This window comes from Enterococcus sp. AZ156 (assembly GCF_051714165.1).
Lineage (GTDB): Bacteria > Bacillota > Bacilli > Lactobacillales > Enterococcaceae > Enterococcus_B > Enterococcus_B pernyi.
Genome location: NZ_JBIORI010000001.1, coordinates 2,658,490 through 2,685,428, shown reverse-complemented (window position 1 = coordinate 2,685,428; position 26,939 = coordinate 2,658,490). Strand labels below are relative to the sequence as shown.

Annotated in this window: 22 protein-coding genes; 19 read left to right on the top strand and 3 right to left on the bottom strand. The window is 37.8% G+C overall.

All coding sequences use genetic code 11. The features are described from left to right. Window positions 1–3,195, top strand: a complete 3,195-nt coding sequence (locus IGJ95_RS12745; protein ID WP_153830536.1) for a DEAD/DEAH box helicase — start codon at window positions 1–3, stop codon at window positions 3,193–3,195. Window positions 3,196–3,331: 136 nt separating this feature from the next. Here the strand turns inward: IGJ95_RS12745 and IGJ95_RS12740 are convergent, their stop codons facing one another. Continuing rightward, window positions 3,332–4,054 (bottom strand): HAD family hydrolase, encoded by a 723-nt coding sequence (locus IGJ95_RS12740; RefSeq protein WP_010734240.1) that lies wholly within the window; start codon window positions 4,052–4,054, stop codon window positions 3,332–3,334. Window positions 4,055–4,807: 753 nt separating this feature from the next. On the opposite strand from IGJ95_RS12740, the gene spxA reads away from it, so the two are divergent. The 14 genes from spxA (at window position 4,808) to IGJ95_RS12670 (ending at window position 21,486) form a co-directional block, all read left to right on the top strand. Beyond that, window positions 4,808–5,206, top strand: a complete 399-nt coding sequence (gene spxA, locus IGJ95_RS12735) for a transcriptional regulator SpxA (RefSeq protein ID WP_019723016.1) — start codon at window positions 4,808–4,810, stop codon at window positions 5,204–5,206. Between the two features lie 162 nt (window positions 5,207–5,368). Beyond that, complete coding sequence (locus IGJ95_RS12730) at window positions 5,369–6,019, top strand: adaptor protein MecA (protein WP_062806126.1); 651 nt, start codon at window positions 5,369–5,371, stop codon at window positions 6,017–6,019. A 121-nt stretch (window positions 6,020–6,140) separates the two neighbouring features. Continuing rightward, the gene (locus IGJ95_RS12725; RefSeq protein WP_062806127.1) at window positions 6,141–7,136 is read left to right on the top strand and encodes a competence protein CoiA; all 996 of its coding nucleotides are present in this window, start codon (window positions 6,141–6,143) and stop codon (window positions 7,134–7,136) included. Window positions 7,137–7,266: 130 nt separating this feature from the next. Further along, entirely contained in the window at window positions 7,267–9,078 is a 1,812-nt protein-coding gene (pepF, locus tag IGJ95_RS12720) for an oligoendopeptidase F (RefSeq protein ID WP_062806128.1), read from the top strand. A 1,473-nt stretch (window positions 9,079–10,551) separates the two neighbouring features. Then, on the top strand, window positions 10,552–11,583 hold the full coding sequence (locus IGJ95_RS12715; RefSeq protein WP_153830534.1) for a zinc-dependent alcohol dehydrogenase family protein: 1,032 nt from the start codon (window positions 10,552–10,554) through the stop codon (window positions 11,581–11,583). Window positions 11,584–11,939: 356 nt separating this feature from the next. Continuing rightward, window positions 11,940–13,412: a ribosomal protection-like ABC-F family protein gene (gene abc-f / locus IGJ95_RS12710; protein ID WP_153830533.1), complete on the top strand. Its 1,473-nt coding sequence runs from the start codon at window positions 11,940–11,942 to the stop codon at window positions 13,410–13,412. Between the two features lie 294 nt (window positions 13,413–13,706). Next, on the top strand, window positions 13,707–15,746 hold the full coding sequence (locus IGJ95_RS12705) for a BglG family transcription antiterminator (RefSeq protein WP_023520417.1): 2,040 nt from the start codon (window positions 13,707–13,709) through the stop codon (window positions 15,744–15,746). Beyond that, complete coding sequence (locus IGJ95_RS12700; protein ID WP_010734248.1) at window positions 15,743–16,024, top strand: PTS sugar transporter subunit IIB; 282 nt, start codon at window positions 15,743–15,745, stop codon at window positions 16,022–16,024. Before IGJ95_RS12705 ends, IGJ95_RS12700 begins: the two co-directional genes overlap by 4 nt. A gap of 27 nt (window positions 16,025–16,051) precedes the next feature. Continuing rightward, window positions 16,052–17,416 (top strand): PTS ascorbate transporter subunit IIC, encoded by a 1,365-nt coding sequence (locus IGJ95_RS12695; protein ID WP_010734249.1) that lies wholly within the window; start codon window positions 16,052–16,054, stop codon window positions 17,414–17,416. 12 nt (window positions 17,417–17,428) lie between these two features. Beyond that, the gene (locus IGJ95_RS12690; RefSeq protein ID WP_010734250.1) at window positions 17,429–18,286 is read left to right on the top strand and encodes a transketolase; all 858 of its coding nucleotides are present in this window, start codon (window positions 17,429–17,431) and stop codon (window positions 18,284–18,286) included. A gap of 3 nt (window positions 18,287–18,289) precedes the next feature. After that, complete coding sequence (locus tag IGJ95_RS12685; RefSeq protein WP_023520416.1) at window positions 18,290–19,237, top strand: transketolase family protein; 948 nt, start codon at window positions 18,290–18,292, stop codon at window positions 19,235–19,237. A gap of 981 nt (window positions 19,238–20,218) precedes the next feature. Further along, on the top strand, window positions 20,219–20,758 hold the full coding sequence (locus tag IGJ95_RS12680; RefSeq protein ID WP_153830532.1) for a hypothetical protein: 540 nt from the start codon (window positions 20,219–20,221) through the stop codon (window positions 20,756–20,758). A gap of 127 nt (window positions 20,759–20,885) precedes the next feature. Then, on the top strand, window positions 20,886–21,245 hold the full coding sequence (locus IGJ95_RS12675) for a hypothetical protein (RefSeq protein ID WP_224434923.1): 360 nt from the start codon (window positions 20,886–20,888) through the stop codon (window positions 21,243–21,245). Beyond that, a complete protein-coding gene (locus IGJ95_RS12670; protein WP_224434908.1) occupies window positions 21,151–21,486 on the top strand; it encodes an RICIN domain-containing protein in 336 nt (111 codons plus the stop codon). Before IGJ95_RS12675 ends, IGJ95_RS12670 begins: the two co-directional genes overlap by 95 nt. A 101-nt stretch (window positions 21,487–21,587) precedes the next feature. Here the strand turns inward: IGJ95_RS12670 and IGJ95_RS12665 are convergent, their stop codons facing one another. Continuing rightward, window positions 21,588–22,256, bottom strand: a complete 669-nt coding sequence (locus IGJ95_RS12665) for a DsbA family protein (RefSeq protein ID WP_023520411.1) — start codon at window positions 22,254–22,256, stop codon at window positions 21,588–21,590. Between the two features lie 114 nt (window positions 22,257–22,370). Next, window positions 22,371–22,946: a CYTH domain-containing protein gene (locus tag IGJ95_RS12660; RefSeq protein WP_010734256.1), complete on the bottom strand. Its 576-nt coding sequence runs from the start codon at window positions 22,944–22,946 to the stop codon at window positions 22,371–22,373. 130 nt (window positions 22,947–23,076) lie between these two features. Here IGJ95_RS12660 and IGJ95_RS12655 point away from each other — a divergent pair, with 130 nt between their 5' ends. The 4 genes from IGJ95_RS12655 to mgtE are packed head-to-tail and all read left to right on the top strand — an operon-like array spanning window position 23,077 to window position 26,837. Next, the gene (locus IGJ95_RS12655; RefSeq protein ID WP_019722324.1) at window positions 23,077–23,781 is read left to right on the top strand and encodes a GTP pyrophosphokinase; all 705 of its coding nucleotides are present in this window, start codon (window positions 23,077–23,079) and stop codon (window positions 23,779–23,781) included. Beyond that, window positions 23,759–24,556: an NAD kinase gene (locus IGJ95_RS12650; protein ID WP_010734258.1), complete on the top strand. Its 798-nt coding sequence runs from the start codon at window positions 23,759–23,761 to the stop codon at window positions 24,554–24,556. Before IGJ95_RS12655 ends, IGJ95_RS12650 begins: the two co-directional genes overlap by 23 nt. Before the next feature lie 2 nt (window positions 24,557–24,558). Next, window positions 24,559–25,458 (top strand): RluA family pseudouridine synthase, encoded by a 900-nt coding sequence (locus tag IGJ95_RS12645; protein WP_010734259.1) that lies wholly within the window; start codon window positions 24,559–24,561, stop codon window positions 25,456–25,458. A 17-nt stretch (window positions 25,459–25,475) separates the two neighbouring features. Further along, a complete protein-coding gene (mgtE, locus tag IGJ95_RS12640; RefSeq protein ID WP_010734260.1) occupies window positions 25,476–26,837 on the top strand; it encodes a magnesium transporter in 1,362 nt (453 codons plus the stop codon). Window positions 26,838–26,939 lie beyond the last annotated feature (102 nt).

Genomic DNA, 26,939 nt, shown 5'->3' with positions numbered 1-26,939 from the left:
ATGAAATGGAGTATTCCGGAAAAAGTCATTGCAAGAGGGCGTCAATATTTGCAAGAAGACCGTGTGTTATCGGTTGTCCCAGATCAAGAAGATAATGTGTGGCATGCAGAGGTTTTAGGTAGCGAGCTGTATTTAGTTGATTTAGATGGTACAGCAAAAGAAATCGACTACTGTCAATGCCCATACTGGGAAGAACATCATTATTGCAAGCACACTGTTGCAGTAGAACTTTATTTACGATCGAAACAACTTTCTCGTATCATGCAGAAAGATCAAAAAATGATCGAACCAACGAAAAAGACCAGTGAAGGAGAACTATTGACAAAAGGATTTGCCCGATTAAAAGGGAAGACTTCTACTAAATCCTTGCAACCCTTAGTGATCGATTATCATGTCGAACAGATCGAAACCAATCAATACCATCCAGAACTTTCTATTTTGGCGGTTTATCTACGTGTGGGCTTTCTAGAAACACCTAAGAAGACATACATCGTAAAAAATATTTATGAATTTCTACAGGCGTATACAGAAGAAGAAAACTATACGGTCAATAAACAGTATCAATTCCGTTTAGAGCACCGAGTTTTCCAACAAGAAGATCAACAACTAATGGAGCTATTCGCAGGTATTGCACAGACACAAACATTATTAGGCGCAAACGGTATCTTGGTAAAAGGGAAATTAGACAAGCGTTACTTACTTTTGCCAATCGATCAATCGAAATCTTTGTTAGAGCGTATGAATCAATCGACACGTTTGAAACTACAGATCAATGATCAAACTTATCATGGCATCCAGTTTTCAGATGATACGAAACCGCTAAGTTTTCAAGTCAAGAAGAGAGAAACACAGTATCAATTGACTGCCGTAAGTGACTTTGATTTGTTCTTGTCTCACTATCAGTGGGGGATCAGACAAGGTACTATCTATCATTTGACTAAACAGCAACAGACGATCTATTTGACTTGGAAACAACTGATGAAACGTTTTGAAGAGCCAGAAGTTGCCTTTCATAAAAAAGAATTGTCTTCTTTATTTAAAGAAATTTTACCGCTTTTAGATCAGATAGGAACCGTTGCTATTGATGATGAAGTGACAGCAGAAGTCGCAGATATTCCAGTAGAGTTTGTCTTTGTTTTTAAAAAAATGAAAGGGCAAATTCAAGCAAGGATCGATTTTGTATATGGAGATGTTGTGTTCTCCACAGATGAACGACATGAAACGCTTGCTGAGCAAACTACCGAAATATTGAGAGATACGGCGCAAGAACAGCGGGTCCTTGATTTGTTTCGTATGTACCGTTACCGGAAAAATAAAACGGGCTACGAACGTCCATTACCTGAAGGTGAAGCTTTGTATCAGTTTTTCCGGACAGAATTAGCTGTTTTTCGTCAATTTGGAGAAGTCCGTATAGGAAAAAAATTACGGGAATTATATCAAGATGCACAAAAACACCAACCACAGATCGAAGTAGAAGAAACAGGATCATGGCTAGATATCCGCTTTGATGTGACAGGAATCAACGAGCATGAAATCGACAATGTTTTGCAGAGTTTGTTAAGAAATGATTCATTTTATACCTTAGAAAGTGGACAGGTATTATCGTTTGATTCAGAAGAATTCCAACAAACAAGCAAAATCCTACAACAATTCAGAGATACGATCCGTTCAGACGATGGCGTTATCCAAGTGCCAAAAAATCAAGGATTGATGATCAAAGAACAATTTACAGGAAGTAATGCTAGTTTTGGCGATTCTTTCCAACAAATGACTCAAGACTTGATCGATCCTACGAATTACAAAGCCACTTTACCAAAGAATTTGCAAGCAGAGCTTAGAGACTATCAGAAGCAAGGCTTCCAATGGTTGAAAATGTTAGGTCATTATCAATTTGGTGGCATTTTAGCTGATGAAATGGGTCTAGGGAAAACGTTGCAGACTATTGCTTTTCTGCTTTCGGAGAAAGAAGAAAAAGGTGCATTGGACGCCTTGATCGTAGCACCGGCGAGTTTGATCTATAACTGGCAAGCCGAAGTGAAAAAGTTTGCACCCTCATTGAGTGTCCAAGTGATCAATGGCAATAAGAAAGAGCGAGAAACTTTGTTAGCTGAAAAAGTAGATATTCGTGTTACTTCTTATGCGAGCTTACGTCAGGATCTTTCTGAATATCAATCATCGACGATTAATTATTTAGTCTTAGATGAAGCGCAAATGGTGAAAAATAGCAGCACAAAGACTGCTCAAGCTTTACGAGAGTTGCATATTCCACAGCGCTTTGCTTTAAGTGGGACACCAATCGAAAATAGCCTTGAAGAACTATGGTCACTATTTGCTACGATCATGCCGGGATTCTTTCCGAATCGGACACGTTTTAGAGAATTGACGACAGATGAAATCGCGCAAATGATCCGACCTTTTGTTTTAAGACGAGATAAGCAAACAGTTCTCAAAGATTTACCAGAAAAAACTGAAATGAATCTTTATTCTGCGTTGACGGAAGAACAAAAAACAGTGTACCTTGCTTATTTAAGACAAATGCGTGAAGAAGTATCAGCTATGGATTCAGAGTCGTTCAAAAAGAATCGGATCGGCATCTTGGCAGGACTGACACGTTTACGTCAAATTTGTTGTGATCCTCGCTTGTTTGTAGAAGACTACCAAGGTGGATCAGGTAAGTTAGAACAAGTAAAAGATTTATTACTAGCTGCAAAAGAAAATAACCGTCGTGTCTTGTTGTTCTCCCAATTTACGGGTATGCTGACGATCCTTCAAGAGGAATTAGCTGAATTAGGGCTAAGTACCTTTTATTTACGAGGAAGTACAAAGGCACAAGATCGTTTAACCATGGTCGATGCTTTCAACGCGGGTGAAAAAGATGTCTTTCTTATTTCACTTAAAGCAGGAGGGACTGGGTTAAATCTAACTGGCGCAGATACAGTCATCCTTTATGATTTATGGTGGAACCCAGCGATCGAAGAACAAGCTGCTGGAAGAGCCCATCGTATTGGACAAAAAAATGTTGTTGAAGTATGGCGAATGATTGCTGAAGGAACAATCGAAGAACGAATGGATTCCTTACAGCAAGAAAAACGAGAATTGTTCCAAAAAGTAATCCAAGGAAACGAAGAACAATTGACGAAACTAACAGAAGACGATATTCGTTTGATTCTAAGTATTGGTGAAAATGACGAATAAAGCGTAAAGATCATTTATTGAGTAATTACTCTCTTATACAGGAAACAGTAAATAAGCCAAGGAAGATAGCCACGCAAATCTGCGCAGTGATCTTCCTTGGTTTTTCTTGTTTATTTATTCGCAAATGCTTATTTGATCAGACAAGCTGAGCTTCTCCTACAGCAGTTTTTATAGCGGATAGCAGTTGATCGAACTCGTTGATCTCTACATCACACACTGGACGCTCGTTGATGGAACGTTTGCGGTGATTGAACCATAACGTCTGCCAATTGGCACTCTTAGCACCTAACACATCGTTTTCGTAATTATCGCCAACGTATAGTGTTTCATTAGGTGACATATTGAAAGTTTTCTCGGCTAATTGGAAGATTTCCTTTTCTGGTTTTTGAAAGCCAGTTGCTTGAGAAACTAGCATACAATCAGCAGGAATCCAATTTGTTAATTGAAGTTGATTTAATTTTTTTGTTTGATGATCAGTTGGTCCATTGGTGATGATCCCTAATGGAATATTTTTTTCTTTAAGAAAATCAAGTGTTTTTTTTACTTCAGGATGAAGAGAGATATTTGCTAGTTCCTCTTCGTAGACTTCTTGGAAAACTAAGCATTTTTCATCAGAGATAGGTGAATAACCTAGATCGATCAAGGACTGACTAATGCGGTGTGCACGCATATAATCAAGTGTCCATTCTCCAGCCATGACTTTTGGGAAATTCTCATCGCTGTGATGGCGGAAACGGATATATAATCCATGCATATCTTCTTCTGCTACTTGAGGTACCACGCTTTGAACTGAATTCTTAAATGGTTGTTGCTGATCATACATTGTATCGTCAACATCAAATACAACTGATTTAATCAAATTATTACACGCCTTTCAATATTCTATCTTTTCACAAATCCTCGCTTATTGTATCAAAAAAAAGGTGATAAAAACGTTGAGATTTAAAGGTTTTTATTACTATATTTCTTATTAGTTGACAGAATAAGGTTTGTGTATTTTAGTTTTTTTAACTAAAAATAATTAATTTTATTATAAAGAAATCAACAAATCTATTTTCCACTTTGTCAAATGGATTATAATAGTAAAAATAAATAAAACAAAAGATAACTTGTTTTTTTAATACAGAAAAAATAAAATTAGCAAAATATAAAATAACGTTAACTAGCAAGCTGGCTAGTAGGTTTTAACTTTTCCGTTGAACGCATCTGCTACTTCAATTTTATAGTGGCGTTAAAATCAACATTTTTTTAGTTTTTTTTATTTTCTGAGTTTTAAATTTTTTTTGTTATTAAATAAATAAAAAACATTACATGTGAAAAAAACGCTATCATTTTTAAAGTTTTCAAAAAGACTAGTACAGATTTTTGTGCTGTGTTATGTGTTTTTTGTATTGTAAAAGTATTTGAAAACTCTAATTTTTTTACTCAAAATTAAGTAGAAACCTTGGTTTAACTGTATATCTGTCTTAGATAACTTTCATTTTTTTAAAAAATAATTTAAAAAAAAGCTAGCTATTTAAATGTTGATTAGGTATAATAGAAACAGATGGAAGATATTCAGGATCTTCTGTTACAAAAATGTGGCTATAATCACAAAAAGGAGTGATGCACGTTGTTAACACTATATACTTCCCCAAGTTGTACTTCCTGCAGAAAGGCTCGTGCGTGGTTGCAAGAGCATCAGATTCCATTTGTAGAGCGAAATATTTTTTCAGAACCTCTTAATAGCTCTGAATTAAAAGCAATTTTACAAATGACGGAAGACGGAACAGAAGAAATTATTTCTACCCGTTCAAAAGTTTTCCAAAAATTAAACATGGATCTTGATGAGTTACCATTACAAGAACTTTTAGAGCTTGTACAAAACAATCCTGGTTTGTTACGTAGACCAATTATGATCGATAACAAACGTCTACAAGTCGGCTTTAATGAAGATGAAATTCGTCGTTTCTTACCACGAGATGTTCGTCAATTAGAATTACGTCAAGCCCAGCTAATGGCTGGTTTATAGAAAACACAGAATGAAACTTAGGAGGATGTGATGTCTTTCTAAGTTTTTTTTATTAAAAATAAATTGTGTTTTTTTAGGACTTAATGATTTTTTCTTTACATTTATTCTTATTTCGCTACAATTAATCTATATGGATAGTTGGGATAAAGTGAGGTGTAGCATATGGAAATGGAACATATCAATGAGAATACGATTCGTGTAATGATTGGTCATGATGACCTAGAAGAACGTGGGGTCTCATTTTTAGATTTATTAGGTAACCACAGAGAAATTGAAAACTTTTTTTATAGTATCTTAGAAGAAGTGGATATTGAAGAGGAGTTCCAAAGTAGCGAAGCTGTCACTTTCCAAGTTTTGCCAAAAGGGGATGGCCTAGAGCTGTTTATCAGTAAGAATATGCCAGACGAAGAGATCGGTCAAAACAATGAATCGACGTTGAATAGCGCAGATGTTAGTGAGTTTCTTCAAGGTCAAATGCTTGCAAATGAAGAGGAAAGCGACTTAACAGAATCAACTACTGCAAGTGAACAACGAGCAATCTTTGTATTCAATGGCTTTGAGCAAGTGATCCAGCTTGCCAATGATGTTCAGTTAGAATCAGCTTGGACAGATCTATACCAATTAGAAGAACGTTATTATTTAGTTGTTCACTTTTGGATGGAAAATCTAAATCAAACCGATGTTGAAAATCAATATGCACGTATTTTAGAATTCGCTGAGAAAAGTACACGAACAGCTGAAGCATTGAATGAATATGGGCAGCAATTGATGGAACGTAATGCTCTGGAACGAGTAAAATTTTATTTTGAATAAAGCATAGGATAAGCTAACACAGCGATAGTTGACATTGCTAGGTATGCTTTGTCGAGGGTCTCAACATTTGTTGAGACCTTTTTTTCGTTGGCGTATTTATCTAATGAAAGGAAGTGAGTCGATGTTACTCGCCAAAGACAAAGAAGGGTCTATTTTTTTAGCAACTGATGCAACAAAAGAGTGCGACTACTATTGTCCAAACTGTGGGAATCAAGTGTTTTTAAAAAGAGGAATGAAGAGAATCGCCCATTTTTTCCATCATGATACTTCGGACTGCCAAGTATTTAGTGAGGCGGAATCTGAAGAGCATCTTAATCTAAAAAGACAATGTTTCCGATGGTTGAAAAAAAGCTATCCAAGAGTAGAAATGGAAGGATATCTATCACAACTGATGCAACGTCCGGATATCTTGGTTGGTCATCATGCGTTTGAGATCCAATGTTCTCCATTGTCTTATGAGCGAATGATCGAAAGGACGATCAATTACAAAGCAAATGGGTATGTTGTTTGGTGGCTATTAGGAATGAAATTTTTCAAAAGGAACGATTGCTTAAGATTAGAAAAAAAGTTTTGCTACTACGACGATTTACGACAGCTCCACTTTTGGCAAATCGACTGGTCTACGCAAAAGGTTTACTTATATAGTCAGATCTTCACAGACTTATCGGGGAAAATCAGGTTTGAACAATCTTCTTGGTCCTTTTTTGAGAAAGAGCTATTAACAGTATTAGAAGTCGAAAGTGGCTCATTGCGAAAAATACCAAGTTCTTCTTTCGTGAAAACAAAAGACTGGATAGCAAAACAAATCATTCGAAAAAATAAAAAAGTATTAGGAGTACAAGAACAGTGCTATCTAAGAAAGAAGCATGTGCTTTATCTTGAATCGTGGTTCTATGAAGGAAGTGATTTCTTTTGCTTTTTTTCTGAACAAGTATTCTTTTATCGGTTGCTGTTTTCACAGATGAAATGCAAAGAGAATGATAAGAAAACAAGTTCTTTCGATAAATGGTATCAGGAAATCAAGGAATATAAAAATGAGTGGTTATTTCCTTTGATTGATGAACAAAAAATTTATCGATTGTTTTATGAAGAGTGTAAACGTTTAGTACAAAAATAATAATCAGAGAAGAATTCCATATACAAAACATGAAAGAGTTATGATAAACTCAAAAGAGTAAGTAAAAAGTAACTATTATTTTTTATTCAGAAAAGCATAGTTGCAAAGATGAACAAAAGGAGTGGAACAGATGAGCGAAACAACGAAGTTACCAAATAGAGAAGATTTGCCTGAAAAATTGACATGGGACCTAACACCAATCTTTTCAAGCGATCAAGAATTTGATAAAAAGTACGAAGAATTGACTGAAGAATTAAAAAATTCTGAGCATTATAAAGGAACATTAGGTAATGGAGCAACAGCATTTTTGGAGGCGCTTGAATTTGTCTTAACAATGTATCGTAAAGTTGAGCTTATTTATGTCTATTCCCATTTAAAAAATGACCAAGATACGACAAATACGACATATCAAGCATTGTATGCTCGTGCTGGAAGTTTACTTTCAAAAGTGAGTGAAGCAATTGCTTGGTATGAGCCAGAAGTATTGCAACTTTCTGATGAGCAAATTTGGCAATATTTTGAAGAAGAACCAAAATTAGAAGTTTATCGTCATTATGTCAAACAAATGGTTGATAACCGCGCACACATCTTGTCAGCAGAGCAAGAAGCATTACTTGCTGGAGCCGGAGAAATCTTTGGTGCTTCAAGTGGTACCTTTGCAGTATTGAATAATGCTGATTTAGAGTTCCCAACAATCACTGGCGAGAATGGTGAAAAGATCCAATTATCGCATGGTGTATATGGTCAATTATTAGAAAGTACCAATCGTGAAGTACGTGAAGCGGCGTTCAAAGGACTATACAGCGTATATGCACAATTTAGAAACACTTTTGCTTCCACACTTGGGACGCATATCAAAGGGCACAACTTTAAAGCCAAAGCACGTCGATACGCTTCTGCCAGAGAAGCTGCACTAAGCAATAACCATATTCCTGAAAGTGTGTATGATACTTTAGTTACTGTTGTGAACAAACATTTGCCGTTATTGCATCGATATATGGAACTACGGAAACGACTATTAAACGTAGATACATTGCATATGTATGATCTGTATACGCCAGTATTAGGTGAAGCACCAATCAAATTTACGTATGAAGAAGCAGTAGAAAAAGCCATTGAATCACTTGCGCCAATGGGAGAAGAATATCTGGCTGTCGTAAAAGAAGCATTTTCAAACCGTTGGATCGATGTAGTCGAGAATAAAGGGAAACGCAGTGGCGCTTATTCTTCTGGTAGTTATGATACCAACCCTTACATTCTGATGAACTGGCATGATACGTTGGATCAACTGTTCACCTTGGTCCATGAAATGGGACATAGTGTCCACAGCTATTTCACACGTTCGAACCAACCTTTCGTCTATGGTGATTATTCAATCTTTTTAGCCGAGATCGCGTCAACAACAAATGAAAATATTTTGACCGAACATTTATTAGCGACCGAAGAAGATCCTCGGGTTCGTGCCTATGTCTTGAATCATTATTTAGATGGTTTTAAAGGAACAATTTTCCGTCAAACACAATTTGCAGAGTTTGAACACTTCATGCATCAAGAAGATGCAAAAGGAACACCTTTGACGAGTGAGTACCTAAGTGAAAGCTATGGCGAATTAAATGCTAAGTATTATGGTCCAGCTGTTGAAAAAGATCCAGAAATCAAAGATGAATGGGCGCGTATCCCACATTTCTACTATAATTATTATGTCTATCAATACTCAACAGGATTTTCTGCTGCATCTGCTTTAGCGAAGAAAATCTGGGAGAAAGAACCAGGTGCATTAGATGCTTACCTAACGTATCTAAAAGCAGGAAACAGCGATTATCCAGTAGAAGTAATGAAGAAAGCTGGTGTGGACATGACCCAAGCAGCTTATATTGAAGATGCAATGGCCGTGTTTGAACAACGATTAAATGAATTAGAAGCATTAGTGGAAGAATTATAGAAATCATGTGTTGAGTGATCTATTGATTGGATCTTTCTAGGTCCGTTCTGATCCTGCCAAAAACCGGAAAAGTGTGTGAGTTTCTCGCTCAACACTTTTCCGGTTTTTACTGTTAAAAATAACATGAGAATTTAAAAATTAAGGTTTGGATTTTCGGTTTATAGTATACTGACAGGGATAGTAAAGTTGATGCGGTGGCTAGCCTTTAGAAAAGAGGTGATGCCTATGTTGATCTGTGGCTTTCTCCTAGAAAGGAACAAACATGTCTGTGTTTGAGGCATTGATGTTTGCATTATCGTTTGCAACATTGGTCTTGATTGTCAGCGACAAAGACAACAAAAAATAACCGCCACTTAAACTTTGGAAGGTTTAACGGTTATTTTTTGAAGCAATATCAAACTAGCCATTGTTTTGAACGATGCTATCTGAAGGGGAGTTGTTGATGCAACTCTTCTTTTCAAAGTCATGATACCATAGTTGCTACATAAAAGCGAGTTCACTTTCTTTTGTTATGGTAGAAGAACAAAAAGAGGTAGAAATCGCAACACTAAAAATAACAAAAAAATCTAAAAATTAAGGTTTGGATTTTCGGTTTATAGTATACTGACAGGGATAGTAAAGTTGATGCGGTGGCTAACCTTAAGAAAAGAGGTGATGCCTATGTTGATCTGTGGCTTTCTCCTAGAAAGGAATAAGCATGTCTGTGTTTGAGGCATTGATGTTTGCATTATCATTTGCAACATTGGTCTTGATCGTCAGCGACAAAGACAACAAAAAATAACCGCCATTTAAACTTTGGACAGTTTAACGGTTATTTTTTGTAAATATCTAGACTAGCCATTGCTTTAAACGATGCTATCTAAAGCGGAGTTGTTGACGCAATTCCGCTTTTCAACGCTATGATACCATAGCGAGTACATAAAAGCGAGTTCATTTTCTTTTGTTCTGATAGAGAAATAAAAGAGATAAAAATAGCAATACAATAAATAACAAAAAAATCTAAAAATTCAGGTTTAAATTTTCGGTTTATAGTATACTGACAAGGATAGTAAAGTTGATGCGGTGGCTAGCCTTTAGAAAAGAGGTGATGCCTATGTTGATCTGTGGCTTTCTCCTAGAAAGGAATAAGCATGTCTGTGTTTGAGGCATTGATGTTTGCATTGTCGTTTGCAACATTGGTCTTGATCGTCAGCGACAAAGACAACAAAAAATAACCGCTCTTTAAACTTTGGCGAGTTTAACGGTTATTTTCTGTAACTAACCAAGCTAGCCACCAGTAAAACGGTGCTATCTGAAGAGAGGGTTGTTGATACAACGCTCTCTTTTCAGAGTTATGATACCATAACGAGTATATAAAAGCGAGTTCATTTTCTTCCGGCTTATTGGAAAAAGACTGGCTATAATTGTTTTTATTTGACTTGGAGTTGACTCAAGGGGATATACTAGAAGCAATTAATCTAAGGAGTGGAAGCTATGAAAGCAACAGTATTTTTAGAGCCAGGGAAAATGGCTATCAAAGAAATGCCTAAGCCAGAATTGAATCAAGAGAACGAAGCAATCATTCGTGTGGTACGTGCAAGTGTATGTGGTTCTGATTTATGGTGGTATCGTGGTATCTCTAAAAAAGAAGCAGGATCTGCTGCGGGACATGAAGCGATTGGTATCGTAGAAGAAGTAGCAGAAGATGTTACAAACGTTGAACCGGGTGATTTTGTTATTGTGCCTTTTACCCATGGTTGTGGGGAATGTGAGGCTTGTTTAGCTGGGTTTGATGGTGATTGTTTATCAGATACTTCAGGTTCAACAGGGTATCAGGCAGAGTATATTCGCTATCGCAATGCGAATTGGGGGTTAGTAAAAATCCCTGGTAAACCAGAAGATTATTCCGATGATATGTTAAATTCTTTTGTTACGTTGGCAGATGTTATGGCAACGGGCTATCATGCAGCAGTGAGTGCTGAGGTGAAAGAAGGAGATACAGTTGTTGTGATCGGAGATGGAGCTGTAGGGTTATGTGGAGTCATTGGAGCAAAATTGTTAGGCGCATCAAAAATCATTGCGATGAGTCGACATGAAGACCGTCAACAGCTAGCTTTGACATTTGGAGCAACGGATATCATTGCGGCTCGTGGAGAAGAAGCAATCGCTGAGGTCATGAAATTAACAGGTGCCGGCGCAGATGCAGTGTTAGAATGTGTAGGGACACAACAAGCAGTTGAAACGGCTGTAAAAGTAGGCCGACCAGGTGCGGTTGTTGGACGTGTTGGCGTCCCTCACGTAGATGAGTTGGATACGAACGCTTTGTTTTATCGTAATATCGGTTTACGTGGAGGGATTGCGGCTGTGACGACTCACGACCGAGCTGCACTATTAGAAGCAGTCTTATCAAATAAAATCGAACCAGGTAAAGTCTTTACGCAACAATTCGAGTTAGATCAAGTTCAAGCTGCTTATGAGGCAATGGATGAACGAAAAGCAATCAAATCACTGTTGGTCATCTCATAGTTCTTGAGTGTGAATAGATCAGAGGTCAAGAAGCAATGCTACCATCTAATTACTCAATATAGTATCTTTCATTAACCTTGAAACCGTTTGTCAAACGGTTTCAATCATGATAAAATAAATGTAATTAGAGAAAAGGAGCGATGTGCCATGTGGTTGTTTTATTTGGATCAAGTATTTTTAAACAATTAATTGAATCGTTTAAAAACAACTTGTAAATGACAATTCACGGGAACTTTGCTTTTTTTCTATGCTTTTTTAGTATGGACAAAATTCTTGAAGAAGCAGTCTTTCACAGGCTGCTTCTTTTTTGTGTTTCCGTTAGAAGGATGTTCATTTGCACAAAAGGAGTGCAAACAATGGAAGCATTAGCAATGCTACTAAAAGAGATTGAGATTACGTATAACGGAAAAGAAGTATTAACAATCAATGAGCAAGCGATTTATGAGAATGCGCGGATCGGTATCGTCGGAGATAATGGTAGCGGGAAATCGACGTTACTTAAATTATTAGCTGGAGAAATCCTACCAGAAAAAGGAAGAGTAGATCGAAGGATTGATTTTAAATATTTTGCACAGATCGATACCGTTGGTCAGCATCTAGTCGAAGAAATCGATTTTGAGTTACTCAGCCGTTTCCGAGTTCCCAATCAAATGGCTCACTTTAGTGGTGGTGAAGAAACGAAATATCGTTTGGCACAAGTATTATCTACGTACACGACAGGTTTGTTGTTAGATGAACCAACCACTCATTTAGATCAACGAAGCGTGCAAATGTTGATTGAAGAACTTCGGTATTATTATGGAACCTTAGTTTTTGTTAGCCATGATCGCTTATTTCTCAATGAATTAGCTGACAAAATATGGGAAGTATCGGGACATACGATCAAAGAATATACAGGGAATTATGATGATTATGTAAAGCAAAAAGAACAAGAAGTAATTGCTCAAGAAAGAGCGCATGATGACTATTTGAGAGAACGTAAAAAATTAGAAAATAGCATGATCAAAAAAGAGCAACAAGCCAAAAAAATGGCACAATCTTCCAATCAAAAAAGCAGAAGTAATAAAAACAGTCGGAAACCTGATCGTTTGTCAGGAACAAAACAAAAAGAAAGTGGTCAAAAAGGGATAATGAAAGCGGCGAAGTCAATGGAGAAACGTTTAGAAAAATTAACGGAAGTCGCAAGAGTACAAAAAAAGCATCCGATTGATTTCCCGCAGTCAGAAACAACTGTTTTACACAATAAGTTCCCAGTCGTAGGTGAATCAGTGACGATCCATTATGATGAAAAAATCCTGCTTGATGAAGTTAACTTTGCCTTCGCACTAGGGAAAAATATCGCGATTATTGGATCGAATGGCAGTGGGAAATCTAGTTTATTACGACACATCTTACAGCAAAAAAATGGAGTGAAGCTTAGTCCCAAAGTTACTTTTGCTGTCTATGAGCAAAGGGATTATCGCTATGTTGAGGATCTGACCGTCCTACAGTATTTGATGCGTCAGACCGAATATCCAGAAAGTTTGATCCGAAGTATGCTACACCATTTAAGCTTTTCACCGGAGGCTATCCAACAATCAGTTTGTTCGTTAAGTGGAGGAGAAGCTACACGGCTGTCACTAGCAACCTTGTTTGCTAAGCCTTCCAACGTATTGATTCTAGATGAACCGACTAATTTTATTGATCTGCGGACAATGAATGCGCTAGAGTATTTTTTGAAACAATATCATGGAACTGTTTTGTTTACCTCGCATGACCCTTATTTTGTTCAACAAGTGGCAGATCAAGTCTATGAAATAAAGGATCGAAAACTGATTCGACGAGATTGAATCAGCGTAAAACGAGCTTGCTATTGTTGCTAAGTGAGAGTTAAAGGGAGTGCCAAAATAGGCAACTGAATAAGCAGTGAAATCCGGAAATCGTTTTTCCTATTTTGGGATTTCGCTGTTTCTTTTTGCAAGATTTTTTTCTGGTGACTTACTTTTTTTATTTTAATTTTAATACACGGCTGCGTCGTTGACTCTGTTCGGTCCATCAAAATGGAAAAAGCACGAGTCAAATTGGGCTGAAGTGTGATAGCGTTTCCAGTAAAAAGTCATTATAGTTGAAATGGGGGGACGGGAATGATCAATTACCGCTTGAGTTATCTGTTTGAGGAAACGAACAGACAAAAATTGATAAGACTGACGAACTTGGAGGAAGAGACTCTAAAAATAGAATTAACAAAAATCAATCATTTTTGTGAAAAAAAGCTAGGGCAAAAAATAAATATCTCTGGAGAGGAGATACTGGTTCCAGAGGCGATTCGACGACGATGGTCTGAAGTCCTCTTCGAAGTGTCAAAACAGGAACTATATTTTTCTGAAGAGGAAAGACAAGCCATGATCTATCTTCTTGCTTTTTCGATGGTTGATGACTTATCTGTTTATTATTTTCAAGAATTATTCAATGTAAGTAAGAATACAGTTTTAAAAGATGTCAGAAATTTAAGAATGAAACTCCAAGAGGAAGACATTCGACTGATTTATTCGAGAAAAAAAGGCTTCTACATAGATGGCGCTGAACTTGATGTTCGCCGCGTAGCTTATTCAACTGTGGGAGTACTAACAGACACCAAGAACGGCCACTGGTTACTTTTTGAAGGGATCTATGGCATTTCTAGAACGAATTATGTTGTGGTGAGAGACCGCCTGCTTCGTATTTTAGAGGAATTTGATTTAATCATCGTTCCTAGTCGTTTTGAGGAAATGTTGTATTTTATTAGTTTTTTATTGTCACGGATCACAAAAAAAGCAGTTTTTCTAACTGAAAAAGATAAAGAGATGCTGACCTCTTTGAATGTCTATCAAGCAAGCAAAAAATTTTTAACAGATTTTGGTCAAATCAAAAATCAAGTAGAAGAAGAATGCTATTTGACTGTGCTGTTAAAAACTGTTTTACAAGGCGATATCGAGGATCACTCTGTAGAATTTTTATTGGAATGTGCAAGAGAGGTCATCCATGAGATGGAACGTTTATCCGCTGTCCGGTTTGTTGACTATCGGAAATTATTGATGAATTTCTTTTATCATCTTGTTCCCGCTTATTTTCGTATCCGCTATCGATTCACATTGAATAATGTGTTGATCGATGAAATCAAAACCCAATATCGAGAATTATTTGAATTGACTCGTTTAGCGCTTTATCCACTCAAACAATTAGTTGGCGAGATTCCGGATACAGAAATTGGTTATTTTACGATTTTATTTGGTGGAGAGATCAGAAAACAAAAGGAGCGACATCATTACCAACGATTAAAGGCGATGATCGTCTGCCCGAGTGGCATCAGCTCTGGCTTGATCATGGAATCGGAATTACAAGAGCTATTTCCACAAATCGAATTTTTGCCAGCACGATCAACAGAAGAATATCAGATGCTTCGTTTTTCGGAAGACATTGATATGGTGTTTTCCAGTGTCCCACTAAAAACACCGGTGACCAGTTATGTTGTGAAACCCATCATGACTCCTTTAGAAAAAAATGAATTAGTTAAAAAGGTCCAACAAGCATTTTATGTTTCAGAAAGAGGTGTGCATTCGATCGAAGAAATTTTGGAAGTGATTTTTCCATATATTGATTTGAAAGAGGGAATGACAAAGAGGAAACTGCGACAGATCGTCGAGAGAAAAATAAACAAAGAATTGAACAGAAGGGAAGATCAACGGCCGATGTTATCAGAATTATTAACAAAAGAAACCATACAATTTACGGACAAACAACTGACATGGCAAGAAGCCATCACCGAGGCAGCTCAGCCTTTGTTAACGACCAATAAAATCGAAGAAAAGTATGTGGGGGCGATGATCGAAAAGGTCATGGAACATGGGCCCTTTATCCATATCGGAAAAGGAATTGCTTTGCCTCATGCACGACCAGAAGATGGAGTGAAAGAAATTGGGATGTCATTACTGAAGGTAACTGATCCAGTCTTATTGAGCGACGATGAAAAGCATCCCATCCAATTATTTATCTGTTTAGCAGCAGTGGACAACGAGATGCACTTGAAAGCTTTAGCTAGCTTGACGAAAATTTTGTCGAATAAAGAACGTTTAGCGTCATTACTCGAAGCGAAAGATGTAGAAGAAATCATCCATGTAATCAAAGAAGGGGAAGATGAAAAATGAAATTTGCAGCAGTATGTGGTTCAGGATTAGGATCCAGTTTTATGGTGGAGATGAATATCAATTCAGTATTAAATGATCTAGGGGTAAGTGGAGTGGAAGTTGCTCATTACGATCTAGGAAGTGCAGCACCAGAATTAGCAGATGTCTTTTTTATCGGTAGAGATTTAGCAGATAGCGCACAACATTTAGGTGAAATCGTCGTGTTGGAGAGTATCATCGATCTAGATGAATTGAAAGAAAAAGTAGCGGAGACATGTAGACAAAAAGGATTACTATAAAAAATTTTTTTGGGGGAGGAAAAATAAATGAATAGTATTTTAGATCTATTGATCGATATTGCGAGTACACCAGCAATCTTAGTGGCATTGATTGCTGTATTGGGGAATATGTTGCAGAAAAAAGATGTGGCAACGACTGTTAAAGGCGGAATCAAGACCTTTGTAGGATTTCTGGTTGTGACAGCTGGTGCAGGGGTCATAGAAAGTTCGTTGGCGCCATTTGGAGAAATGTTTCAAGTCGCATTCAATATGCAAGGAGTTGTTCCTAATAACGAAGCGATAGTAGCGTTAGCTCTAACTACCTATGGAACATATACAGCACTTATTATGTTAGCGGGGATGGCATTCAATATTTTGATTGCGAGAATCACTCGGTACAAATACATTTATTTGACAGGGCATGCAACGTTATACATGGCATGTATGATTGCAGTCATTTTAAGTGTAACAGGAATGAGTACGTTTAGTCTGATTTTATTCGGTGGGTTAGCGCTAGGCATCTGTAATACGATTTTTCCAGCAATCGCACAACCGTTTACACGTCAAATCACAAAAAATGACTCTGTAGCTTTAGGTCATACAGGGAACTTTGGCTACGCATTGAGTGGCTTGATCGGTAAATATGTTGGAAATAAAGAAAAATCAACAGAAGACATCAATTTTCCTAAAGGGTTAGCTTTTTTACGTGACTCAACAGTAAGTATCACGATTACGATGGCAATCGTCTATGTGATCGTTGCGTTGTTTGCCGGAAGTGACTATATTACTACCACATTGAGCGATGGCACGAATTATATTATTTATGCGTTACAACAAGCGGGTTCATTTGCCGCAGGTGTTTTTGTGATCTTAGCCGGTGTACGTTTGATTTTAGCTGAAATCGTTCCTGCATTTAAAGGAATTTCTGAAAAATTAGTACCGAATTCGATTCCAGCGTTGGATTGTCCAATCGTGTTCCCTTATGCACCAAATGCCGTATTGATTGGCTTTTTAACAAGTTTTGTTGGTGGATTAGTTAGTTTAGTGATTATGGTCTTTACCGGGACAACAGTGATCATTCCTGGCGTAGTTCCTCATTTCTTCTGTGGCGCGACAGCCGGTGTTTATGGAAATGCCACTGGGGGCGTACGTGGCGCGGTCATCGGTTCCTTTATCCACGGGATCATCATTAGTTTCATGCCGATCTTGTTGATGCCAGTAATGGGCGATCTCGGGTTCCAAGGTTCGACTTTCTCAGATACAGATTATGGTGTTTCAGGAATCTTTTTAGGAAACTTAGCAAATATGGGCGGACAAATTGCAGTTATTTCTGGTGTGGTCGCTGTGCTTGCTGTTTTGATCGGTTTGACACTTTTAAAGAAAAGTAAAAAATCAGATACAGTCGCAGAGTAAGGGGGGATCATTTTGACCATCAAGGAAGAGCAGCTAAAAGAACTGGAATTATTAGCAACTAAAATACGATTAGATACATTAATCAGTATCAAACATATGGGGCAAGGGCATTTAGGTGGTTCATTTTCGATCGTTGAGTTGTTAGCCGTCTTATACGGTAAGCAGATGAAGGTCGATCCTAAAAATCCACAATGGGAAGAACGCGATCGGTTGGTCTTATCTAAAGGACACGCAGGAGCTGGGTTATACAGTGCTTTAGCAAATGTTGGTTATTTTGACAAAGAATGGTTACTGACGATCAATGAAGGTGGAACAAGACTGCCTTCTCATCCGGATCGCCAAAAAACACCTGGTGTTGATGCAACTACGGGTTCTTTAGGTCAAGGGACTTCAATAGCTGCGGGGATCGCTACAGGTTTTAAGCAGGCTAACAAAGACAACTATGTGTACTTGATCGTGGGAGATGGAGAGTTGAATGAAGGCCAGTGTTGGGAAGCATTCCAATATATCGCTCATTTTAAATTAAATCATTGTATCGTGATCATCGATGATAATAAAAAGCAATTAGATGGAGAAACAAAGGACATCCTTGACCCGTTCGATTTACAGAAAAAAATGGAAGCATTCGGTTTCTATACCTTAAAAGTAAAAGGTTCCGATATACAAGCGATTGATGCTGCAATCAACAAATGTAAAGAAGTGACTGATCAAGCAGTTTGTCTTGTACTTGATAGCGTGAAGGGACAAGGGGTTCCATATTTTGAAACTTTAGGCGCGAATCATTCCGTAAAATTCAATACGGAACAAGTCAATCAAGCAGCAGATCAAGCAATCCGAACATTAGAAGAAAAAATCGAGAGGATGCGATAAGGGATGTTCCATTTAACTAAATCGACAGCGATCGAAAAAGAATTACGAACTTGTGTCGTGGAAACCATCAATGAATTGATGGAAAAAGACGAGAAAGTCATTGCGTTAGATGCTGATCTAGGATCTGCAAGTGGTTGGACAGCGATTGGAAAGGAACACCCTGACCGCTTTATCAATATGGGAATTGCCGAAGCCAATATGGTTGGCGTCGCAGCAGGATTAAGTTTGACGGGGTACACACCATTTATCCATACTTTTGGTCCATTTGCGACACGCCGGGTATTTGATCAACTGTTTATTTCAGGTGGCTACGGCGGGAATACCATCAATATTTATGGTTCAGATCCGGGATTTGCTGCAGGGCACAATGGGGGAACTCATACGACTTGGGAGGACGTGGCCTTAATGAAAGCCATCCCTCATTCCGTAGTATGTGATGCGGCAGATGACGTACAAATGGCATGGATCATCAAAGAATTTCATCAAATGTCAGGAATCCATTATGTACGAGGAAATCGTAAAGGCGTCACGCCTGTTTATGAGAAAGGTTCAACATTTGTATTAGGCAAAGGAAATGTTTTGCGTAAAGGGACGGATTATCTGCTGATTGCAACAGGGCAACTCGTTTCTGAAACATTGCAAGTAGCCGAACAATTGATGGAAGAAGGAATCAGCTGTGAAGTGATCGATATGTTTACCATCAAACCGATTGATCGAGAGTTGATCCTCAGTGAAGCAATTGGTAAGAAAAAAATCGTAACCATTGAGAATCACTCGATTACTGGCGGTTTAGGTAGTTCAGTCGCTGAAGTTCTTGCAGAAGAAGGGATTGGCGTTCCTCTGAAACGAATCGGTGTCAATGAACGTTTTGGTCAAGTTGGCACACCAGATTTCTTGCAACAAGAATTTGGGTTGGATGTTGCGGGGATCAAAAAGCAGATGATGGAATAAGTCAGCGTATTGACTACGATTATTTGATAGCGAAAAGGAGTAATGAGAGGGTAACCCTTTTTTACTCCTTTTTTGAGTGGGTGATCTATTAGTAGTACAATGGATTTTTATAGGATAAATATGTTGTCTTATGTTATAAATGTGAGGAGATGAAGAATGTTGATTAACGAATTAGGAGATGATATATGAATGTCTACAGCTTTTCTAATTAGAAAGAAACATGTACATATTTTTTATGATTTGTTATTTAAAGATAAAATGGATTTCTAGTTAGAGCAAAGAAATTTTTATTGATCGATTATGGAAACAAAAAGAGAAATCCGATCAATAAACACTAGATGGAGGAACAGAAATTGTCGAAATCAATAAAAAATATCCTTATAGTAGGAGTAGGTGTGGCTATGTATTTATTTACTGCATATGTCTATCGCCATGTGAGCGTGTTTGCAGAGCCTTTGGATCAAATTGTATCAATCGGATTCTACCATTGTTCAAGGGTTTGCTAATTTGATGATCTTCCTATTATTTACTCCTGCACTGAGAATCATTAGTCTTCTTATCTGCTTGGTTTTACTAGTTGTTGTCAATAAAAAAAGAAAGAAGGATCAGTCTGCTGTTTAAGGAAATTAGTCCGGCAGTGTGTATCATTTATAATTTAACAGAAATAATTAGAGAATTGTAGGTGTTTCAAGTAACCGATGATTCTCTTTTTTATACAGTTGAAAAACAATATATTTTTATGTTTAATAATAAAAATAAAAAACATGAAAAAATTCATAGTAAATTTACTTTTCATTGTGCGTGAAAAAGCAAGAAAGCCTATAAAATAAGTGCTTTTTATTATAATTAACGCACTTATTAAATAAAAAATAAATAGTGTTGTATTACCACTCAAAATAAATTTACTAAATAAAAACATGGCATACTGTGTTCAACAAATCGATTTGTATCAAACAAAAAAACAAAAAGGGGAACAAAAAAATGAAAGTGTTCACAAAATTATTTTTAGGAGCATTTGTAGCAACGACGTTAGGAGTAGTCGGAGGAAGTCAAACAGTTTCGGCAGATTTGGATCAAAACATACCAGGTTCTAATGTTGCGGACACCTTTAAAAATCAAGTGGTGAGAATTGAAAGTGCAATGGATTTGGGAAGGGCGTTGGATTGGGATCAATCTAATCTTGACCAAGTAATCATGTACAATAATACTGGCTCATGGAATCAAAAATGTAATATGTTTTATGATTCTAGTGCTGATACATATACTATCTCAACTGATCCTCACCAGATCAACGGCTATATCAGATCAGCAGAATTGGCTGTATCTGACAAAGTTTTTGATAGTCAAGGAAATCCAAAGATTGCTACGACTGGATTAAAAGTAAATTGGAAACTGTACAGAGTAGGCGATGCTGTGGGTGCTGGTGTTTATGTTTTAAAAAATGCTGAATCAGGTAAAGTATTGGATCTGGAAAATGGTAGCCCGTACGACACGAAAGGCCTAGTCGCACGTGAAGGATAGGGTACTGGAACTGCTAGTCAACGATTTATTCTTAGAGTAGTAGGTAACCTTTGATCCTTCGCTAGCTGTATTTCATTTAAATCGAAGAAAAACGAAAAAAGACAAAAACAAAAAAGGGGAATAAAAAATGAAAGTGTTCACAAAGTTAATGGTAGGAGCGTTTGTAGTAACGACATTAGGAGTAGTAGGAGGAAATCAAACAGTCTCGGCAGGCATAGAAGAAAATATACCAGGATCTAATGTTGCTAACTACTTTAACAACAAAGTTGTAAAGATTCAAAGTGAAATGAATAGAGGAATGGTATTGGATTGGGATCAAAGCAATTTAGACCAAGTGATTATATATAATAGTGCTAACTCATGGAATCAAAAATGGAATATGTTTTATAATTTTGCTACTGAGACGTACACTCTCTCAACTGATCCTCATCAGTTCAACGGGTTTATCAAATCAGCCATCCTTATCTGTATCCGAAAAATCTTTTGATAGCAAAGGAAATCCAAGAATTGCAACGACAGGTCTAAATTCAAATTGGCGATTGTATAAAGTAGGTGTAGATGAACTTTTAGGTGATGGACTTTTTGTATTACAAAATACTGAAACAGGTAAAGTACTGGATATTGAAAATGGGGCTCCTTCACAAGGTCAGAAATTAGTTGCTACCGAAGGAGAGGGTCGTGGTACGTCAAGTCAAAGGTTCCGTATTCATATTGTAGGAAATGTTTAACCATATACAATATATTTGATTTGAAAAAATAGTAAAAAAGACATAAAACAGTTTACCTTGTTTTGTGTCTTTTTATTTTGTGTGATACACACATCTATTATTTAATTTGAAAGCAAAGATAAATGGCTATTTCCGGAATGAAGTTGTGGATTCGTTGCTTGCAATGGATGGCTTTCAAACAGCTGATAGCTGTCTTCTTTTCCTTGACAGATCGCCATGATTTGGCGAACACTGTTCATGCCTTCAACTAATACTCCAAAATTTTGTTCACGATTATAATTATAAACAACAGCAGATGGATGTTTCTTTATTCCCATTTCACGGGCCATTTTTTGGTCTGAGAAAAATGCTTCTTTGACAAATTCAGATTGGCGATCTTCTTTGAACATGTTTAGATCTCCAATTTCTGAAAAAATCGATTCAGAAAGCTGTTGAGAATATGGAATTTTTTTACAACTGACTGCTTCTTGTAAACGGCTAAGAAATTGTCTTCCTTTTTTCTTTCCTTGAAAATGCGCAGCTTTGCAATCTAATGCGGCTGAATAAGTAATGGAAAATAGTTTGTTGCGCTCTTCAAGATTAGTTTGAGAAATCCCGTTAGTCTGCATGACATCCCCGATTGTCTGCAAGTTAACTAGTGGTAGAAAACGAAATTGTACTTTGTCTTTCGGCTTCTTTCCATATTCCTCATCAATAAATTGAACGAGCTGTTGCTCTAAATGAAAGCAGTTTTTCCCCAATGGATTAACAAAAAAATAGATTTCGATCATACGAATCTCCCCCAAATTAGATTCTATGCAAATCATGAATAATATTCACAACGTATAACTTACCAGAAAATCCCGAAAAAATGAACTCATGAGCCTTATGAAAATGATAGAGTTCTAATTTTTGGCCTCAAACATTCGTTGGATTTTATTTTTTGAAGGATGATAAGGAATTCCTTGACGTTGAAGGAAGCGCTCAAATGCTACTTTTCCACTGGCAGCATCAGTGACTTCTAATTCTAATTCATAGTCGTGAAGTTGTTCCCCCCAACTTTCGTCAATGGCTAACAAGCCTTCATCAATAGGAAATTCAACACGCTTAGTCGTCAGTTCTCCGATTTCGAACAATTGATTGGAGTCGATCGATAGCTCATGAAGTTTTTCTAAAACAGCGCCCGTTCGTGGCAGTGTCTGATCCTCGATCATTTTAGTGGCTTCTTGGAGCGTATAGGTGTCTGTTGTTTCCAATTTTCCTTCTGCAGCTGGCGTTTTTAACGTGTACTCCGCATAGGTATCTAATAAGCGGATACGTAAGCCACAACCACGCTGTTTTAATTGGAAATCAGGCGTGTCATAATAAATATTGGTTTGGATATGGAAGGATTCCGTTGTAAGTTGATAGTGCGAAAGCAAACGCGTGTAATCTTCCTTAGCTAGCAATGTTTTAAATTCGATCTCTAACATTTCAGTCATTGGCTTCGCCCCTTTTCTTTTATTTTGCCTAATTTTTTGTTTTTGGTCAACTTCAAAGACAGAAGGTGCAAAAAAACTATGTTTATATGTTAGAATATCTATGAATGTTAACAAAGTAGAGGTATAGATTATGGAACGAGACTGGGAAGAGTTTTTAGCACCTTACGAACAAACAGTATCAGAATTAAAAGTAAAACTAAGAGGAATACGTAAACAATTTAGAGAACAAAATCGCCATGTCCCAATCGAGTTTGTGACGGGGCGGGTCAAACCGGTAGAAAGCATCGTTACCAAGTCTCAATTGCGTCATATCCCAATGGCGCGTTTAGAGGAAGAAATGTCAGACATTGCTGGGCTAAGAATCATGTGTCAATTTGTAGAAGATATCCATCAGGTGGTTGAGATCATCCGTAACCGAAAAGACATGAAAGTATTACAAGAGCGAGATTATATCACCAATAAAAAAGCGAGTGGGTATCGCTCGTATCATTTAGTGATCGAATATCCAGTCCAATTGATCAGTGGTGAAAAGAAAATTTTAGCAGAAATTCAAATTCGAACGTTAGCGATGAACTTTTGGGCAACGATCGAACATTCGTTGAATTATAAATATCAAGGTGTATTTCCGGAAGAAATGAGTGAACGATTACAACGTGCAGCGGAAGCCGCGTATCAACTCGACGAAGAAATGTCGAATATTCGTGAAGAAATCCAAGAAGCACAACGGTTATTCTCACATGGCAGAGGCAAATCTGAAGATGCCTATTATCGCTCATTGATCAATCAAGAGAATAAACATGAGGAGGCAAAAGATGAAGGTAGCGATCGTTCATAACAAGGAGCCCAAAACATTAGCAGTCACCGAACGATTGAAAAATCTTTTGGCTCAAGCAAATATCAAAATCGACGATCAACAGCCAGAGTTAGTGATTTCAGTTGGTGGGGATGGGACGCTATTAGCAGCGTTCCATCAATTTAGCCATGCTTTGAACGATGTGCGTTTTTTAGGCGTCCATACAGGGCATCTAGGCTTTTATACGGACTGGCGGGACTATGAATTAGAAGAACTAGTCGATAGCCTGAAAACTAATCGTGAGCAAAGTGTCAGCTACCCGTTGCTGGACGTTCGAATCAGCTATTTAGATGATAAGCCTGATCAACATTTTTTTGCTTTGAACGAGTCGACAATCAAGCGTTCTAACCGAACGATGGTAGCAGATGTGTATATCAAAAACGAACTATTTGAAAGCTTCCGTGGTGATGGTTTGGCATTATCTACGCCTACCGGATCGACTGCTTATAATAAGAGTGTTGGTGGGGCTGTGATCCATCCAAGTATCAATGCATTTCAATTAGCAGAGATTGCTTCATTGAATAACCGCGTTTTTCGTACGCTAGGTGCGCCGATGGTCATTGCTCAAGATGAATGGGTGGAAATTCGTTTAGAGAATACCGCAGATTATTTGGTGACGATTGATCAATTGGACGTTTCAAAAAATAATATACGAGCCATTTATTATCGGATTGCAGAAGAAAGAATCCACTTTGCTTCTTATCGACATATGCATTTTTGGCACCGTGTGAAAGATGCCTTTATTGGTGAGGTTTAGCAATGGAGTTTACATGGATCTATGAAAAAGAGCAAGCGCAACAAGTAAAATATTTTTTAAAAGAAAAAGGGATCTCCAAAGGGCTACTAGCGAAAATCAAGTTTCAAGGCGGCACGATCATGGTCAATGATCAGGTTGAGAACGTCTTGTTTTCTTTGGCTCAAAATGATAAGGTAACCATTGTGATTCCAGCAGAAGGCGAGCATGAAACGGTTCTTTTAGACGAAACACCGATTGAGATCGTTTATGAAGATGAACACCTCTTAGTCGTCAATAAACCAGCTGGAGTATCCTCGATACCGGCACAATACCATCCTACCGGTACGATGGCGAATCGAGTGAAAGCTTATTATAAACAACAAGGCTATGAAAATCAGGTGATCCACGTAGTGACTAGACTAGATCGAGATACTTCAGGATTGATGCTTTTTGCAAAGCATGGTTTTGCGCATGCAAAATTGGACGTACAGCTTCGCGAAAAGAAGTTCGTCAAAAAATATCAAGCCTTGGTCAGTGGCGATGTGGCTACGTTGAAAGCGCATGGGCAGATCGATTTACCAATTGCTCGTGATATGACATCATTATTAAAACGTAAAGTTTCTTCTACGGGGAAAAGTGCGCAAACGGAATACTGGTTAGAAAACAGATCAGCAGAGATTGCACTCGTTGATATCCAATTGCATACGGGGCGCACGCATCAGATCAGAGTGCATTTTTCTGCGATCGGGTGTCCTCTTTTAGGCGATGACATGTATGGGGGAAGGATGGATCAAGACATAGCTAGACAGGCGTTGCATTGTTATGACTTACAGTTCTATCATCCGTTTACAGAAAAATTATTAGCATTCAAACAGCCTTTAGCAAAAGATATGGCAACAATAGTGAAACGATTTGAAGATTAAGGTGAGGTGAGATTGGTTTGGACGAAAATCAAGAATTAGAGGAAAGATTTGCCCAGTTAGCTCAAGATCTAAGAGAAAACAATATTCAAGATTTTAGAAATAACTTCTTGGAGATGCATATCTACGAACAGGGGCAATTCTATCAATCCCTTAAGGAAGCAGATCGTCAACAGATTTATACCTATCTTTCGCCAAAGGAATTGGCGGATATGTTCGATGTCATTGAAGAAGATAACGAATATATGAAGGAATATTTAGCAGAAATGCGTCCTAGTTATGCTGCGGAAATGCTCTCAGAGATGTATACCGATAACGCGGTCGATTTGTTGAATACATTAGATAAGAAACAAGTGGCGAAATATCTTAGCTTGATGGCAGCAGAAGATGCGAGCGAGATCAAAGACCTCTTGCATTATGAAGATGAAACGGCTGGGGCGATCATGACGACCGAATTTATTTCGATCGTTGCGAACCAAACCGTTCGTTCGGCGATGTATGTCTTGAAAAATGAAGCAGATGTGGCAGAAACGATCTATTACATTTATGTAGTCAATCAGGACAATCAACTTGTTGGGGTTATCTCGTTGCGTGATTTGATCGTCAATGATGATGATGCGATGATCTCTGATTTGATGAGTGAACGGGTATTATCTGTTCACGTAGGCGATGACCAAGAAGATGTGGCACAAACTTTCCGTGACTACGACTTTCTTGCGTTGCCTGTCACGGATTATGATGATCATTTATTAGGGATCGTGACTGTCGATGATATCATTGACGTTATCGATGATGAAGCCGCGAGTGACTATTCTGGATTGGCGGGGGTCAACGTCGAAGAAATCAATGAGAATCCAGTAAAATCAGCTTCTCGCCGCTTACCTTGGTTGATCACTTTATTATTTTTAGGTATGTCAACTGCCTCTTTGATCAGTCATTATGAAGAATTGGTCAGTGAAGCAAGTATTTTAGCTGTCTTTATTTCTTTGATCACAGGGACGGCTGGAAACGCCGGTACACAATCGTTAGCGGTCGCTGTACGTCGCCTAGCGATTTCAGATGAAAAAGATCAGGGCTTTGTTCGGTTGATCGTGGCGGAAGTATTGACGGGTTTAGTGACCGGCGCTGTGACTGGCCTAACGATCTTCTTGATCGTAGGATTTTGGAAGCAGAACTTTATTCTAGGCTTTGTTATTGGTATTGCGATGCTATTTGCGATCACAGTGGCAAATCTTGCGGGAAGTTTGATCCCGATGTTGATGGATCGTTTAGGCTTTGACCCTGCCGTTGCCAGCGGGCCATTTATTACGACCTTGAGTGACTTGACCAGTGTATTGATCTATTTCAATATCGCTTCGTTGTTTATGGGGTATTTTATGTAAGATAATAGAGCTAAAATAGTGTCTGGGACATTAGTCCTCTGTACCACCTAAAACCGAATAAACGGCGGGAACAGAAGTAACCTCTTCGGAAATAAGGCGCCA